Origin of the sequence: Enterococcus sp. DIV1089c (assembly GCF_050530965.1) — a bacterium.
Lineage (GTDB): Bacteria > Bacillota > Bacilli > Lactobacillales > Enterococcaceae > Enterococcus_B > Enterococcus_B hirae.
Genome location: NZ_CP172888.1, coordinates 1,238,400 through 1,254,237, shown reverse-complemented (window position 1 = coordinate 1,254,237; position 15,838 = coordinate 1,238,400). Strand labels below are relative to the sequence as shown.

13 protein-coding genes and 1 pseudogene are annotated in these 15,838 nt (G+C 37.0%); 4 read left to right on the top strand and 10 right to left on the bottom strand.

Annotated elements, in window-relative coordinates; all coding sequences use genetic code 11:
• Positions 1-172: 172 nt before the first annotated feature.
• Entirely contained in the window at positions 173-379 is a 207-nt protein-coding gene (locus IGL30_RS05905) for a cold-shock protein (RefSeq protein WP_010719225.1), read from the top strand.
• Between the two features lie 619 nt (positions 380-998).
• On the opposite strand, the gene IGL30_RS05900 is transcribed toward IGL30_RS05905, so the two are convergent.
• Entirely contained in the window at positions 999-1,322 is a 324-nt protein-coding gene (locus IGL30_RS05900) for a hypothetical protein (RefSeq protein ID WP_185068148.1), read from the bottom strand.
• Positions 1,323-2,005: 683 nt separating this feature from the next.
• Positions 2,006-2,428: an EbsA family protein gene (locus IGL30_RS05895; RefSeq protein WP_088745152.1), complete on the bottom strand. Its 423-nt coding sequence runs from the start codon at positions 2,426-2,428 to the stop codon at positions 2,006-2,008.
• 77 nt (positions 2,429-2,505) lie between these two features.
• Here IGL30_RS05895 and IGL30_RS05890 point away from each other — a divergent pair, with 77 nt between their 5' ends.
• A complete protein-coding gene (locus IGL30_RS05890; protein ID WP_010719229.1) occupies positions 2,506-2,907 on the top strand; it encodes a ribonuclease HI family protein in 402 nt (133 codons plus the stop codon).
• Positions 2,908-2,957: 50 nt separating this feature from the next.
• Here the strand turns inward: IGL30_RS05890 and IGL30_RS05885 are convergent, their stop codons facing one another.
• From IGL30_RS05885 to alaS, 3 genes are all read right to left on the bottom strand, one after another.
• Positions 2,958-4,097 carry a cation diffusion facilitator family transporter gene (locus IGL30_RS05885; RefSeq protein ID WP_349700610.1) on the bottom strand — a complete coding sequence of 380 codons (1,140 nt, stop codon included), beginning with the start codon at positions 4,095-4,097 and terminating at the stop codon, positions 2,958-2,960.
• A 20-nt stretch (positions 4,098-4,117) separates the two neighbouring features.
• Positions 4,118-4,714: an ECF transporter S component gene (locus tag IGL30_RS05880; RefSeq protein ID WP_010737525.1), complete on the bottom strand. Its 597-nt coding sequence runs from the start codon at positions 4,712-4,714 to the stop codon at positions 4,118-4,120.
• A gap of 488 nt (positions 4,715-5,202) precedes the next feature.
• Complete coding sequence (gene alaS, locus IGL30_RS05875) at positions 5,203-7,845, bottom strand: alanine--tRNA ligase (protein WP_088745154.1); 2,643 nt, start codon at positions 7,843-7,845, stop codon at positions 5,203-5,205.
• Positions 7,846-8,211: 366 nt separating this feature from the next.
• On the opposite strand from alaS, the gene IGL30_RS05870 reads away from it, so the two are divergent.
• Entirely contained in the window at positions 8,212-8,640 is a 429-nt protein-coding gene (locus tag IGL30_RS05870) for a GNAT family N-acetyltransferase (protein ID WP_375371641.1), read from the top strand.
• Between the two features lie 130 nt (positions 8,641-8,770).
• Here the strand turns inward: IGL30_RS05870 and IGL30_RS05865 are convergent, their stop codons facing one another.
• Positions 8,771-10,120 (bottom strand): DEAD/DEAH box helicase, encoded by a 1,350-nt coding sequence (locus tag IGL30_RS05865; protein WP_123874800.1) that lies wholly within the window; start codon positions 10,118-10,120, stop codon positions 8,771-8,773.
• A gap of 100 nt (positions 10,121-10,220) precedes the next feature.
• Entirely contained in the window at positions 10,221-11,366 is a 1,146-nt protein-coding gene (locus IGL30_RS05860; protein ID WP_094940252.1) for a VanZ family protein, read from the bottom strand.
• Positions 11,367-11,497: 131 nt separating this feature from the next.
• Here IGL30_RS05860 and IGL30_RS05855 point away from each other — a divergent pair, with 131 nt between their 5' ends.
• Positions 11,498-11,824, top strand: coding sequence for a hypothetical protein (locus tag IGL30_RS05855; protein WP_034697837.1), 327 nt, complete (start codon positions 11,498-11,500; stop codon positions 11,822-11,824).
• Between the two features lie 92 nt (positions 11,825-11,916).
• Here the strand turns inward: IGL30_RS05855 and IGL30_RS05850 are convergent, their stop codons facing one another.
• The 3 genes and pseudogenes from IGL30_RS05850 to IGL30_RS05840 all read right to left on the bottom strand — a co-directional run bounded on the left by IGL30_RS05850 (position 11,917) and on the right by IGL30_RS05840 (position 15,674).
• Complete coding sequence (locus IGL30_RS05850; protein ID WP_088745157.1) at positions 11,917-13,269, bottom strand: APC family permease; 1,353 nt, start codon at positions 13,267-13,269, stop codon at positions 11,917-11,919.
• Between the two features lie 66 nt (positions 13,270-13,335).
• Positions 13,336-14,293 (bottom strand): annotated as a pseudogene (locus tag IGL30_RS05845) (L-threonine 3-dehydrogenase).
• A 190-nt stretch (positions 14,294-14,483) separates the two neighbouring features.
• On the bottom strand, positions 14,484-15,674 hold the full coding sequence (locus tag IGL30_RS05840; RefSeq protein WP_123875175.1) for a glycine C-acetyltransferase: 1,191 nt from the start codon (positions 15,672-15,674) through the stop codon (positions 14,484-14,486).
• Positions 15,675-15,838 lie beyond the last annotated feature (164 nt).

Here is a 15,838-nt window from a genome sequence, read left to right as displayed (position 1 = left end):
CTTTACACGAACTTTATACCCAAAACAAAAGAATTTGTTCAGTTATATCTATTATACCTTTTTTTATTTTAAAACAAAATAGGCAAGATTGCTTTTTTAATTTAATTGACGTATATATAAATACTCTTTATAATGTTAGTTATGATCAGACTTTAGAAAGGTCGTGAGAGCTTTGACCACAGGAACTGTGAAATGGTTTGACAACAAAAAAGGATATGGATTTATTAGTTATGATGAAACAGAAGAAATATTCGTCCATTTTACTGCAATTGAAGAAGAGGGATTCAAAACCCTTGAAGAAAATCAATCTGTAGAATTTGAAATAATCGAAGGAAACCGTGGGGCACAAGCCGCTCATGTCAAAAAAATGATCTTATAAGAAAGTTTCAACAATAAGTAACTTCTCTTCAAAACAGAAGAGATTGCATCAAAAATATTCAATTTAAAGAAAGACCGATACTCCGCAAAATGTTCTTTGCAAAGTATCGGCTTTTTTATAATTTTATAATTGCTTGAACGATAGAAAATCAACTTATTCTGCGTCTCTTCCATACAGTACAACGTTCACTAATATTACAAAATCTCACTTTTCAATAAAAAGATACATATTTCTGTTTGTTTTCTAATCCTATCGAAAGAAGGTTATCTCGAATTTATAAGATGATTTGAAAAAGACTGCTCGACTGTATTGAAAACTTGATTTCTAGCGTTTGCTTTAATATTTTTTACAAATTTCTTTTCTTTTTTCTTCGCTATTATTTCTTCTCGTTGTATCTATGCATCCTTCTCACTTATTTCCAAGTGAATGATGTCTTTCGCATCAGATTGTTTTCTTTTCAACATTAATTGCCATTTTAAAAGAATCTTTCTAAATCGAGACAACGGATTTAAAGAATCGACAATCCGAGCAAGGGCTTGATTGTTATATAGCCTTGGTTGATAATCTTTTTTGATTGCTTTTATACCATTTTTTTACCGAGCTTTTCTAATAACTAGTTTCAACGATCACTTTCACTATTTATGATTCGTTCATTTATGTATCTTCTTGAACTGGTTCCTGAAGTTATTTCCTGCGAATCAAGCCCAGCCATGATATTTTTTAAGTCCTGAAGGTTATAACCCTGTGTTTTGCTGTTTTCTTTTAAAAATTGCCAACCATTTATCACTCCTAATTGCTCAAAACACTGAATCCAACGATTGACATCAAAACTATGTGAACCCATAGAAAGATTCATCTCGTTGAGGTGATAGATGTCTGTTGACTCCTGGAGTAGCCCTTTTGCTGATTCGCTAAATTTCTTGAAATTTGCGCATTTTTCCAACTCGCTTGATTTGTTGCACGGACAGATAGCGAACGTATTTCTTGTTTATTGCCCGTCCTATCTTGTTTCGACCATCTACTCTGAGCCATTTTTATCCTTTTTTCCTTGTCGTTATCTTTCCTTTCTTTTAGATTTTTTGACCGCATTCTCTTTATCTTTGCACGATCCTTCTTCCAAAGCCTCCCTATTTTTGCACGATTTCTTTTCCACATATTTCTTAGCTTCGCACCTCTTCTCTTTAGAATGCCTGTTTTCTTCCAAATTCGGTAGAGATCTTCAAACATTTTTTTATTTCCACGTCCGTTTTTCTCCTTATACTTTTTCTGTAAGTTTTATTATAAATTAGAAAAAATGTTATCTTACTTCTTTTTTTCCTTTAAAAAATATTTAGTGCAAATTTTTTATAATATCCTTTATGTTATTAAGTTATATATCCCTTGGTTGAATGGTCAGGTGTCCATTACTTTATCGAAAGTTACTGGTCGAACATCATATCATCCATTTTTCTAGGTTCAAGTTCATACAAACGTCAGCAAGACACAATCAAGCCGAAGAATCTCACCCTGATCATAAAATGATCTTCGGATTCTTCGGCTTGTTTTCTCAGAGGTTATATATAGTTATGTTTTTCTCGCAGCTATTTTATATCTGCTGAATCAATTGGTTTAAACAAGTAAAATCAATCAGATAGTTGTATTTACTTGGTTGTTAGTGCTTTGTTGCTCTTTACCTTCAGAATAGTAGGACAAAAAAGCTGTCTGACTTTTTTTGCGCATCAGATAGAAGGTTGGCTCAGCCTTCCCTACATATTTAATCTTTACACCTCTTTTGACCGGTGTTACAGAGTCAATATCTTGTAGCGGGATATTTTGGTCCTTCCAAAAAGCAGCATATTTAATTTTGATTGCATGGTTTTTCAAAATAAATGACCGACGATACCCAAGAAAAAGAAAAATTAAAAATAGCCCCATCACTAAGTTACTTTTCCAATAGGGTCTAGTGTTTTCAAGTGATAAAATCAAACTAAAAAATAAAATGATCAAAGATAAAGACCAATAGATGATCGTCTGCGCCCATTCCGGCTGCCAGCGAATTATTTTTTTCATTCTTTAACCTCGCATCTATTTGTAATGGTATAATTATAGCATAACACTATTTTTATAAAAAGGAGAGCTTCCTTATTATGATCAAAGTATACATTGATGCTTCCACAAAAGGCAATCCAGGACCTAGTGGTGGAGGCATTTTAATTATCCATGAAAATAAACAAGAACAGCTTACCGTCCCACTTTCGGATGGCTCCAATCATCAAGCTGAATTCGAAGTCTTTTTAAAAACTTTAGAAATTTTAAAGGAAAAAGGCTGGGTCAATGAAACAATTCTCTGTTATTCCGATAGCAAAGTACTTGTTTCTACAATCGACAAAAACCACACGAACAACGAAAGTTTCTCTTCCCTTCTATATGAAATCCAACAATTACTCGCTCAGTTCCATTTACTCATCTTACAATGGATTCCCGAGAGTAAGAATAAAGGGGCGGATAATCTAGCACGCCAAGCGCTTCAAAAACAATTAAATCCATAAAAAAAAGACTTTTTAGCTACTTACTAAAAAGTCTTTTTAAAGTTTCTGATTTAATAGAGAAGATAATTGTGATCAAAAGTAATATCGAGTTCAAAAGAACCAACCTTTTTCTCAATAGCTTGACGAATCTTTTCTTCTAAAACATCATCTGGTAACTTGAAATTCTGAGGAACTACAATATCGAATTGCAACTCTTTCCCTTTACGTATGATCCGTAAATCGTGCAACCTCAACTCTTCCCCCAACTCTTTGATAATTTGTCTCAATTGTTTCAATATCTTACGGTATTGTTCATTATGGATTGCTACCGGATCTAGATGACAAACTAAATCTACATCCAAAGTCTTTTTAAAGTCTTTTTCGACAATATCAATGATTTTATGTGCTTCATTCAAGTTTAAACTGTCGTCAACTTCAATATGAACAGAAGCAAACTTTTTATTTGGTCCATAATTATGAACCAACAGATCATGAAAACCTAAAATCGATTTATAAGAACTTAATTGTTTTTCCATTGTTTTGATTTCTTCAGCTGTTGGACGGCTACCTAGTAATTCATAGACAAAATCACGTAACATCATGATCCCACTAAAAATAATGTACCCGGCTAAGACAAAACCAACATAGCCATCGATACGCCAGCCAGTGAATCTTTCGATACCTGCAGATACTAAAACAGCTAACGTCGTGAATACATCATTGTAACTATCTTTGGCTGTCGCTTTTAGTGCTTCTGACTGAATTGTTTTTGAAAATCTAGTGTACATACGTCCTTGTAAAAGTTTTAACAGAATCGAAAATATTAGGACAAGAAACACGATCGGTGTCAGGACTAAATGTTCCGGCCGAAAAATTTTCCGTATAGAAGCGTCCAAAAATTGAAACCCTACATACGTAATGATGATTGAAACAAATAAGCCACTGATATATTCAAATCGTTCATGTCCAAATGGATGTTCTTGGTCTGCGGGTTTTGCAGCAATCTTAAACCCAACAAGCGTCAAAATGGATGAAGCTGTATCGGATAAACTATTGATAGCATCCGCCATGATCGAAACACTGCCAGAAAAAAGGCCGATCATAAACTTCGCAACAAACAATAACATATTTGAGATAAGACCTAAGATTCCAGCTATAATACCTTTTTTGGTACGTTCTTGCCCACTAATCGTTTTTTGTTCTTTTGACACTTTTTCGCTTCCTTTATTCTTTATTCTGGTTTGAGTGGCGTTGCAGCAAACAGCGCTTTAGCAATCAGTGGCGTAATGATTCCGGCACCTATCGCTTCCGGAATCCCATTGATTGCGGCAACTCCTGCCAAAGTTTTAAATAATAGATCCGCATCTACGCCATACGCATCAGCAGTTGCCCCAGTATAAAACAGTCCCATAAACCCTAGAACTAAAAGTGTATTCACGAGCGAGCCAAATACTCCTGCTAAAACCGAACCAACGACTACAGAATGATAACGTTGATAAATCCAGTGAAAAATGATTCCTGCAACTAAGCCAACTAACACTCTAGGAACAACTGAAATGATTGGATTGGTAAAGACGAGGGTATCAAATGGGGTCGTAGGCATGGCGTAAGCACGAATGATCGTGGCGATCCCCCAAAACAAACCAATGACCATGCCGTCTTTCGGTCCTAATACAACCGCAGCAACGATAACTGTTATGTGAATAATCGTCAAACTAATAAATCCTAAAGGAATAAACCCTAACCATGGAACCATTGCTTGAACGATAATGATTGCTAATAAAATCGCTCGTAAAACTAAACGAAAAGTTTTATTTTTACTATTCAATTTTACCCCCTCCTTTTTATTCTAATCGTAAAAAGTTTTGCTTTTTTGTCAATTAATTACTCTCAAAGAAAATGCTGATTGGTTGCATTCAGTTCTCATAAAATAAACCGAATTTGTCAACGGGATTTCCGTTTCAAACAAATTCGGTAGAACTTTTATTTAACAAATAGGAGGATTCAATACTCCTTGAACAAAAAAGGTCGTTCTTGAGCCCTTTAGCATGTATGAAAATAAATAGTATTATCGGTGCTTCCTTAAGCAATAAGCGATCAGTGTTTAAACTATGAAAAGCTGTTTAAAAAATGACCGCTTACTCGCTTCAATGAAAGCATTCTATTCCCCATTATTTGCTAAAACAAGGTCAAGTATTCGCTCCTTGAAATAAGTTTTTTCTCTCCCAAACATAAAATACCGTTTCAAAAGGAGGTTATTATCATCTGAGCTATTCGACGCTCTCCCATTTTATTTGGAAAAGTATTTAAAGTTGATTATTGATTAGACAACCATGTTTTAGCTTCTGATAAAGCATCTGGGATACCAGCAGGGTTTTTCCCACCTGCTTGCGCCATATCAGGGCGACCACCACCGCCACCACCAACTTTTGGTGCGATTGCTTTGATCAAGTCACCAGCTTTTAGCCCAGCATCATTTGCTTCTTTCGTCATAGCGACTAACAAACTAACTTTTCCGTCTTGTTCATTTGCCAAAACAAGAATATCGGAAATGTTTTTTTGTTTCCATTGGTCTGCTAATTGACGTAATTGGTTCATATCTTTTACTTTTACTTGTGCAGTAATCATTGAATGACCACTAACTGTTTCCACATTTTTAAAGACATCGCCTGCTTGTTGGTTCGCTAGTTTACTTGCTAATTGTTCATTTTCTTTTTGGAGTTCTTTTAATTGTTGTTGTAATTGTTCCGTTTTTGATACAACCTCTTTTAATTGAGGTGATTTGACAATTGTGGCAACTTCTTTTAATTGTTTTTCTTCCGCTTCCAATAACTCATAAGCTTCTTTACTTGTTACAGCTTCGATCCGACGAACACCGGCACCGATTCCTGATTCAGAAACGATTTTAAAGATCCCAATATTTTCAGTATTTGTTACATGGGTTCCACCACAAAGTTCGATAGACCATCCACCAATGTTCACTACACGGACTTCTTGACCATATTTTTCACCAAATAAAGCCATAGCCCCCATATTCTTAGCGGTATCGATATCTGTTTCAATGGTTTCTACTGGGATTGCTTCCCATATCTTCTCATTAACGATTCGTTCCATTTTTACTAATTCATCTGCTGTGATTTGTCCAAAATGAGTAAAGTCAAAGCGTAAATGTCCAGGAGCAACTAAAGAACCTGCTTGGTTTGCATGTTCCCCTAAAACTTCTTTTAAAGCTTTATGCAATAAGTGAGTCGCTGTATGGTTCTTAATGATGCGATTTCTCATCGGTACATCGATCAACAAGTGGTAAACTTCGCCTTCAGTCAATGTTGAAAGCACTTCTACGGTGTGCATAAATTGTCCATTCGGTGCTTTTTGAACGTCAACAACTGTCGCAACCGTTTCTCCAGAGGCATTGATGATCCAACCTTGATCAGCCACTTGTCCACCCATTTCTGCATAAAACGGTGTTTGATCAAAAATCAATTGACCTTGTCCAGCAGACAATTCACTCACTAGTTCTTCATCTTTGATAATCACCAATAGTTTGCTGTCTGATTCAACTTGATCATATCCAATAAATTTACTATCCACTTTGATATCTGTTAATAGGGCAGATTGGACTCCCATTGATTTTTCTGTACTACGAGCAGCACGCGCACGTTGTCTTTGTGCTTCCATTTCTTTTTCAAAACCTTCATGATCGACTTTCAAGCCTTCATCTTCTGCCACTTCTTCGGTCAACTCCACTGGGAAACCGTAAGTATCATATAATTTGAAGATATCTTTTCCAGCAAGTGTTGTTCCATTTGCTTTTTTGACTTCAGCGATCACTTGATTCAAGATTTCAAGACCTTCGTTGATTGTTTCATTGAAACGTTCTTCTTCGGTACGAACTACTTTTTCAATAAATTCTTTTTGTTGAAGGACTTCCGGATAATAGCTAACCATGATTTCGCCAACTACTGGAACAAGATCATATAAGAAAGCTTTTTCGATTCCTAATTTTTTCCCGTGCATCACTGCTCGGCGTAATAAACGACGAAGAACATAGCCACGACCTTCATTTGAAGGAAGCGCCCCATCTCCAATCGCAAAAGATAATGCTCGGATATGATCCGCAATTACTTTATAAGAAATGTCGGTTGTCGGGTTTTCACCATATTTTACTTGGTTACTTAGTTTTTCTACCGCATGAATGATCGGTAAGAACAAGTCTGTTTCAAAGTTTGTTGGTGCGTCTTGAACGATCGAAACCATCCGTTCCAGCCCCATGCCCGTATCAATGTTTTTATGTGGTAAAGGTTCAAATGTATGATCTGGTTTATGGTTGAACTCAGAAAATACTAGATTCCAAATTTCTAAATAGCGTTCGTTTTCTCCACCAGGGTAGTTTTCTGGATCATCTTCTGCGACATCATTGTATGCTTCGCCTCGATCATAGAAGATTTCTGTATCAGGACCACAAGGACCCGCACCAATATCCCAGAAATTATCTTCAACATCTACAATGTGATCAAGTGGCAAGCCGACTTCTTCATGCCAGATTCGTTTTGCTTCTGTGTCTTTTGGATAAACGGTAACATATAATTTTTCCGGATCAAATGCCATCCATTCAGGACTTGTTAAAAATTCCCATGCCCAATGGATTGCTTCATTTTTGAAATAATCACCAATAGAAAAATTCCCAAGCATTTCAAACATTGTGTGGTGACGTGCTGTCTTCCCTACATTTTCAATGTCATTCGTACGAATTGATTTTTGAGCGTTTGTGATGCGTGGATTTTCTGGTACGACAGAGCCGTCAAAATATTTTTTTAACGTAGCAACCCCTGAGTTGATCCATAAAAGCGTTGGATCGTTGACTGGAATTAATGATGCGCTAGGTTCAATCGTGTGTCCTTTTGATTGGAAGAAATCTAAAAACATTTGTCGAACTTGTGCACTGCTTAATTGTTTCATTTTATTACCTTCTTTCTTTATTTTAAACGACAAAAAAACACCCTCACAGCCAAGGACGAAAACTCGCGGTACCACCTTGGTTGCAATGATGTTCGATCATTACCTCTTGAACTCGATAACGCTGAGTAGCGTTGATATTTCTATCAATAAAAAAGGGAGCAATTTGTTTTTTTGACTATTCTTTTTTCAGCCTGGAAAGAATTTTCTGTAAGTCAGACTTAAACAAACCATGTCCTTTTCGTACTTTACAAGTATACGTATTCTATTTTATTCTGTCAACCGCTCTTTTCCTTCAACTCTTATTTCTTTCTAGAATATTTTTTGTTAAGCTTGAATTACGCCTATTAATCAAAAGGAGAATCGATGATGCAAGTTTATTTTGGAAACAAGTCCTGGATCAGAGGGGCGAGTTTTTATCTTCGTTATCAGGTATTTGTTCTGGAACAAGGCATTTTGCCAGAATTAGAATTTGACGAAACGGACACTTCTGATAACTACTTTCTGTTAATGGAAAACAATGTTCCAATTGCAACATTACGTTATCAAAAAAAATCGTCCACTTGTCTTAACCCCGATCGTTTTTGCGTCGCCAAAAATTATCGCCAACAAGGTTTCGGTCGTCAGCTGTTGTCCTTAGCTGAACAGAAAGCGAAAAAAGAAGGCTTGCTATCAAGTTACCTAGTAGCTGAAATGACTGCCCTTAGTTTCTATCAGCAACAAGGTTACAAGACTTGTACAGATCCTTTTATCGAGGATGGGATTACCTGCGTAGGGATGCAAAAAGAATTGATTTAAGATCTATTATCACTAGATTATCTGCTAAATGAACACTTAAAAACAGACCAAAGGAATGCAGAAGACATGCAATCCTTTGGTCTTTGAGCGTGAAGTCATAACGTCTCTTTTAAAGGGTCTGGTCATTGACTTATTTATTGGAGTTTTTCTTATTTTTTCTTGCAGTTCTAGTTTGTTGTCTGCGTTCGATTTTACGGTCTTTTTTGTTCTTTTCAGCAATTGCCCAATCGATTTTCTTTTTATATCCAGGTTTGATTTTTTTCTTTTTCTTTTTCACTAAGCCGATCAATGTAGGATCCAGTGTATCTTTGGATTTTTCCCGTTTCGTCCGACGATTGCGGTCATAAGTCTTGATGATTTCATCATTTTTGATTTCCATCGGTTCAAATGTGACACCAATTTTTTCAATACTGTCAATCGTTTGTTCATCACTTGGTGAGTACAAAGTGATCGCAGTTCCTTTTAAACCATTACGTCCAGTCCGACCTACTCGATGGATAAAGAAGTCAAGGTCTTCAGGAATTTCTGCATTGATCACATGAGAAACCCCTTCAATATCGATGCCACGTGCCGCTAAATCTGTCGCAACCACGTATTGATATTCTAAGTTTTGAACTTGGCGCATCACCCGTTTTCGTTCTCTTGGAGTGATATCTCCATGGATTTTGGCTACTTTTAAGCCTTGATTTTTCAAATAATCAGCAATTTCATCCACGTGTTGTTTCGTATTTGCAAAGACAATTGCAAGGTAAGGATGACCAATTGTTAACAATTGGTAGATCATTCGATTTTTATCTTTCCCTTTAGTAGAGATCAGCCAATTCTCGATATCTTCTGAAATAACTGCTTTCGGTTTGATTTCTTCAATGATTGGATTTTCCATGTATTTACGTAAAAATGGTCGTAATTTTTCAGGAATCGTCGCTGAGAAAACTAAAAATTGCAGTTTTTCAGGCAAGCGACTAGCAATTTGATCCACTTCATGCAAGAAGCCCATGTCCAGTGTCATATCTGCTTCATCTACAACAAATGCAAATGCTGTATGGATTTTTAATGCTTGTTCATTCATCATATCCAAGATTCTACCTGGCGTTCCCACTACGATCTGTGGTTGTTGATGTTTCAAGCGGCTCAATTGGCGTTGCTTATCCGTTCCACCTACAAAATTCGTCACTCGGATCTCTGGATCGGAAAATTTAGCGATCTGACTAGCAGCATCATAAATTTGAGTAGCTAGTTCACGACTTGGTGCAGTGATTACTACTTGTACTTCGGCTTTTTCCGCATTGATTTTTTGAAATAAAGGCAATAAAAATGTATGCGTTTTGCCCGAACCAGTTTGTGATTGACCAATGATATTTTTTCCTTTAGCGATCAAAGGAATCAAACGCTCTTGTACTTCAGTTGGTTGAGCAAAACCTTTTTCTGCTAACGCCTCATTTATATATGGTTTAAAATGAAATTGTTCAAAATTACTCATTTAAGTAAGCACCTCTTCTCTTTCTTTTTTACACGACTTTCGCATTATACCACATCCTCAAGCAATTTGCTTGATCCTTTTCAAAGTCGCTCACGATCCACTAGTTCCCTTTTGGTTGAATGGTACTAATCGTATGTGTTTGACTGGCTTTTTCATAGAACAGCACTCTTTTCTTACGAAGGAATGACAAGAAAAGATTCAGCATGAAGATAAACTGTGCAAATGCAACACCCAACACAATAAAAATTCCGCTTACCTGTAATACACCTGTCGTATGGTCAGTGATATGTTGGATCGTCTGACTAAGCCAAGCTAACCCATAAAATAAAAAGTAAAGATACCCATAACGGATAAACAGTGCTTTAAAAGAAAGTCGTTTTCCGTTATCCGAAACCACACGAATGCGTACGATTTTTTTACCTAAAGTGAGACCGTTTGTTACATATGGTATGACCATGAAATAAAGCAAGACTTCTAAAAATACCCACCAACTACTTGAAGTGATATCACCTATTTTTAAAGACAATTGAAGAGTCACAGCAATCAGTACAGATAAAACCGATAAGAAAGCCCAATCAATGAGATAGGCAACTAATCGTCTCGTTAGAGAAACTGTTTTCCCTTTTTCGTATGACACTTCATCCATTCTTGCTCTCGTAGGCAACATGAAGGTAAAGATTGGTGTCATAATGTACCCTAACGTTCCTCCGATCGTATTCGTCAATAAGTCATTGACATCAAATAGCCGATAAGGTCGAGGATAAATAAAATACAACCCACTTAACTGTGTCAATTCAAAAAATAAGGAAAGACAAAAACTTGCAATGATGGTTTTCACAAAAGATAATCGAAAATAATATCTTAAATAGATCCCGAAAGGTAATAAAAGCAAAACATTAAATACCGGTTCTAAAAAAACGCTTTGTCGCATCGCTGGTAAATACGTACTTGGATCAGATAAAACCAAGACGGTATTCTCTCGGAAATGGACCCATGATGCAAATAAATGTAATTCCATTTTAGGTCCGGTCATTTGAGCAACGGCTTCTTTTGAAGGCAACGGTAAAATAATCAAAAAATAAGCACATAACAAATAAAAAACAAACGAATATAAGATAACCGCTCTCGAAAAAATAAACGTTCCATACTTTCGATATTCATAAATGAAAAAAACCGAAGAAATCGCTAATGCCAAAAATGGAAAAACAATAAGTGCAAAGCGAATCGGTTCAATATAACTAGCCATAAACATCCCCCTTTTTCATCTTAACTAACGGTTTCATCTTATCAGTACTCTTGTAAACTATGCAAGTTATGGGGTAATTATTTTTAAATTTATATTAATTGAAGTATCATTAACAAAAGGAGGCGATTAGCGTGCTTAATATTTATTTTGTGTTTGGCGTACCCGCTTTTTTATTGATTCTCTATCTCATTTTTGCGTATATACGTAAAAAAACGACCATCCGCTATCTTGGATTTATCTTGTTAATTATTGCTAGTTTCATGCTCGTGTTTAACTTACAGACATGGCAACAAGCACTACTTGAAATGGAGCAAGCTTCCTCTCGATCTTTATCAGATCAATTAGGTTATCCGGTCTACTTGATTTGGATTCCCATTACTGTTGCTGGTTTTCTCGTCTTATTAAACCTTTTTCGTGCTTGGCGCCGACTAAAACAGTTAAGAAAAAAAACAGGATAAAAACGTGCATTCTCTTGTAGCTGGTTGGTAAAGTTAGCATTGCTTAACTTGACACGCTACAACAGAATGCACGTTTAACTATCATTAATATGTTAAACTACAGGATATTTATTTTTCAAATATAAATAAACAGGGATTCCGACTAATGTCAAAGCGATTCCGCTAAATGCTAAAAGTGTTTGTGTCAGTAACGTACTAACCACGATAAAAGCACCACCAAGAATGGCGATTAGCGGAATGATTGGGTATAGCGGAACTTTATAAGGCCTTTCAAGTTTTGGAGCTGTTTTTCTCAATATAATTACACCTACAAATACCATCGTATAAAAAATCCAAATCACAAAAACAAGCATATCCGTCAGCATATCAAATCCACCAACCATCATCATACCGATCGCAATCACTAGTTCCAAAACACCAGCAACCACTGGAATCTTCGTTCGATCGTTCAATTTTCCTAAGTGGTGACTGAAAGGTAACCGTTTTTCTTGGGCCATCACATAGGGCAGGCGCATCCCAGTAAGTGTATAGCCATTGATTGTTCCATAGACTGAAATCAAAATCCCGACAGTTACAAGTTTCCCACCTACGCCACCAAAAATCATGGTAGCCACTTCGCTAGCAGCATTACTGTTGCCACTGATTCCTCCAATCGAAGCTGTTTTTAAAAAGACAGTATTAACGAATAAATAAACAACCATAATCCCGATGATTCCTATAGAAATGGCTTTTGGTAAATCTTTTGCCGGTTTTTTTAATTCTCCTGCAATGTTTCCAACGTGAATCCAACCATCATAAGCAAACATTGTCGCTAACAAGCCCGCACCTAATGCTGAAAACAATGGCAGATCTTTTCCTGCTTCTATGGGAAACAGCTGAAACTCTACTCCACCACTGCGAAATAAGCCAAACAAGACGATGACTGCCAGTGGGATCAATTTACAGATTAAGGTAATGGATTGAAAAGTTCCACCAACTTTTGATCCTAAAAAATTGATCAGCATGATCGTCACAGCGGCTATAATAGCGATGGGGACAATCCATTGCTGTTCTAAGGCAAATAAGTTCACAAATTGTGTCCCAAAGATGATTGATAGTGCCGCTACATTTGCAGGAAAGTAAATCACAACTTGTGCCCAACCTAACAAAAAAGCAGCCGTTTGACCATAGGTTCGTTCGATATATTTGACCATACCACCTGTTTCGGGGATCGCTGCGGCAAGTTCTGCACCAGTTAAACCTGCACAGACGGAGATGATCCCTCCCAAAAACCAAGAAAGCATATGTAAACTAACTGATCCTGTAACTTCTGCGACACTCGCTGCTTTAAAGAATACTCCCGCTCCAATCACTGTTCCCATCACAGTCGATAAAGCAGTAAAAAAGCCCATCGTTCGCTTTAGTTCGACTTTGTTTTTTTCAACCGATACTTGGTTACGTTCCATCGCTTATCCTCCCTTTATCGTAAACTCCCCACCACTCGATCGGAAGTTTACGATAAACTATAGTAATTAGACTGTTGCTGTCAATTTCTCTTGCAACTTGGTCAACATATCTTGAGTCATTTTATCTAGGTCGTAACGTGGTTGAAAGCCCCACTCTTTTTGCGCACAACTAATATCTAATGAATTTGGCCAAGAGTCTGCGATCGATTGTCGCACTGGATCAACTGCATAGTCCATTTCAAAATCAGGAAACACTTTTTTGATTGACGCTTTGATTTCTTCTGGTTCAAAAGACATCGCAGAGATATTGAATGCATTGCGATGAACTAAATTTTTAGGATCAGCATTCATCAACTGAACAATCGCCTCAATGGCATCTGGCATGTACATCATGTCCATAGCTGTACCACGATCAATAAAGCACGTGTATTTTCCTTCTTTGATAGCTGAATAATAAATATCCACTGCATAGTCCGTTGTCCCACCACCAGGTAAAGTTTTATAAGAAATCAATCCTGGGAAGCGTACACCTCGTGTATCTACGCCATACTTTGTATAATAGTAGTCACACAAAAGCTCGCCTGCGACTTTTGTCACGCCATACATTGTTGTTGGTCGTTGGAGTGTATCTTGAGGAGTCTCATCTTTTGGTGTATTAGGTCCAAAAGCGCCGATTGAACTTGGCGTGAAGAATTTTAACTTAAATTCTCTTGCGACTTCCAGCGCATTGACTAACCCAACCATATTGAGGTCCCAAGCGAACTTTGGTTTTGCTTCAGCGACAGCTGATAAAAGCGCTGCTAAATGAATCAAAGTATCTACTTGATATTTTTTTTTCGACTAACGCTCGCATTTTTTCGTAATCCATGACGTCTAAAATTTCAAATAGTTCACCATCTTCTAGCTTTTCAGGCATACGAATATCCGTTGCGATAACATTTTCATTACCCAAATCTTCCCTTAAACGTAAAACTAATTCCGATCCGATTTGTCCAAGGCAGCCAGTAACTAATACTTTTTTCATACAAACACTCCTTTTTAGTTCATTTTCACTATCTATTAAAAATAAATGCTACCTACATTCCATCGACCACTCCATCGACGATCAAAATATAAAAAAAGGTAATTTTTCGATTTTCACAGAAATACAACCGAAACGCTCTATCCTATGATCGTCTTTCTCTTAGATTTCAGGCGAGATCGTTTCTACTAAATCAAATGATGCCCATTTCATTTCCGACTTTTTGGTAAATCGCTACAGCATGATCGAGCATTTCTTTGGTATGAGCTGCAGTTGGCATATTACGAACACGACATGTTCCCAATGGTACGGTTGGATAAACGATTGGTTTCACATATAGTCCATTTTCAATCAACTTTTTAGAAAATTGTTGTGTTAGACTCTCATCGCCAAGTATCACTGGAGTGATTGGTGTTTCCGACACGCCGATGTCATACCCGATTTTTTTCAGTTCTTCTTTGAAATAAATGGCATTTTCCCAAACTTTTTCGACTAATTCTGGATGAACTTGCATCAGTTGAATCGATGCTAGAGCAGCGCCAGCAGCACCTGGTGTAAGTGATGTTGAAAACAAGAAAGGACGTCCTCGTGATTTTAACCAGTCGATCAACGATTCAGATCCTGCGACATAGCCACCAACGACACCGATTGCTTTAGACAATGTACCCATTTGCATGTCAATTTTCTGTTGGAGACCAAAATGCTTCACTGTGCCGGCTCCTTTTCCCATCACTCCAGAACCATGGGCATCATCCACATAAGTAATCAACCCGTATTTTTCGGCAATTGGGATCATATCGGGTAAATTAGCTACATCGCCATCCATTGAAAAAACACCGTCTGTGATATACATGATTTTGTTATATTTCCCACTATTTATCGCTTCTTTTGCTTTTTCTTCTAGATCGTTCATATCTTGATGCTTAACACGAATGATTTTGGCACCAGAGAGGCGACATCCATCGATGATCGAAGCATGATTCAATTCATCTGATAAGATCGCATCCTCCTTAGTCATAATGGCTGAAATAGCTCCCATATTACAATTGAAGCCTGATTGAAAAGCAATCGCTGCTTCTGTACCTTTAAATTCTGCAATTTTATTCTCTAATTCTTGATGGATACGTAATGTGCCATTAATTGTTCGGACAGCACCTGCGCCGACACCATAGCGATTCGTTGCGTCGATACACGCTTGTTTCAGCTCCACTCGATCAGCAAACCCCAAATAATTATTCGATGCTAGATTGATCAAATTTTTCCCTGCTACCTCAATGATCGCACCATTTGCACCTTCAAGGATATCAATCGTGTTGTATAGTCCCTTTTCCTTCAATAAAGCCAGTTCCTGTTCTAAATAAGTTGACAATACTTCAGAAGACATGTCTCCACCCCCCATTTTTCTAACCTTCAAGGTTGAGGAACGAATATGCAGCCTTTCATTCCTGTTTATAAGTATACCTTTTCTGATAGCGCTTACACAAATTATGAGAGTTATTTAACTGAGTATTTTCTTACATAACAAATCAATCGATACTCCACTAACGA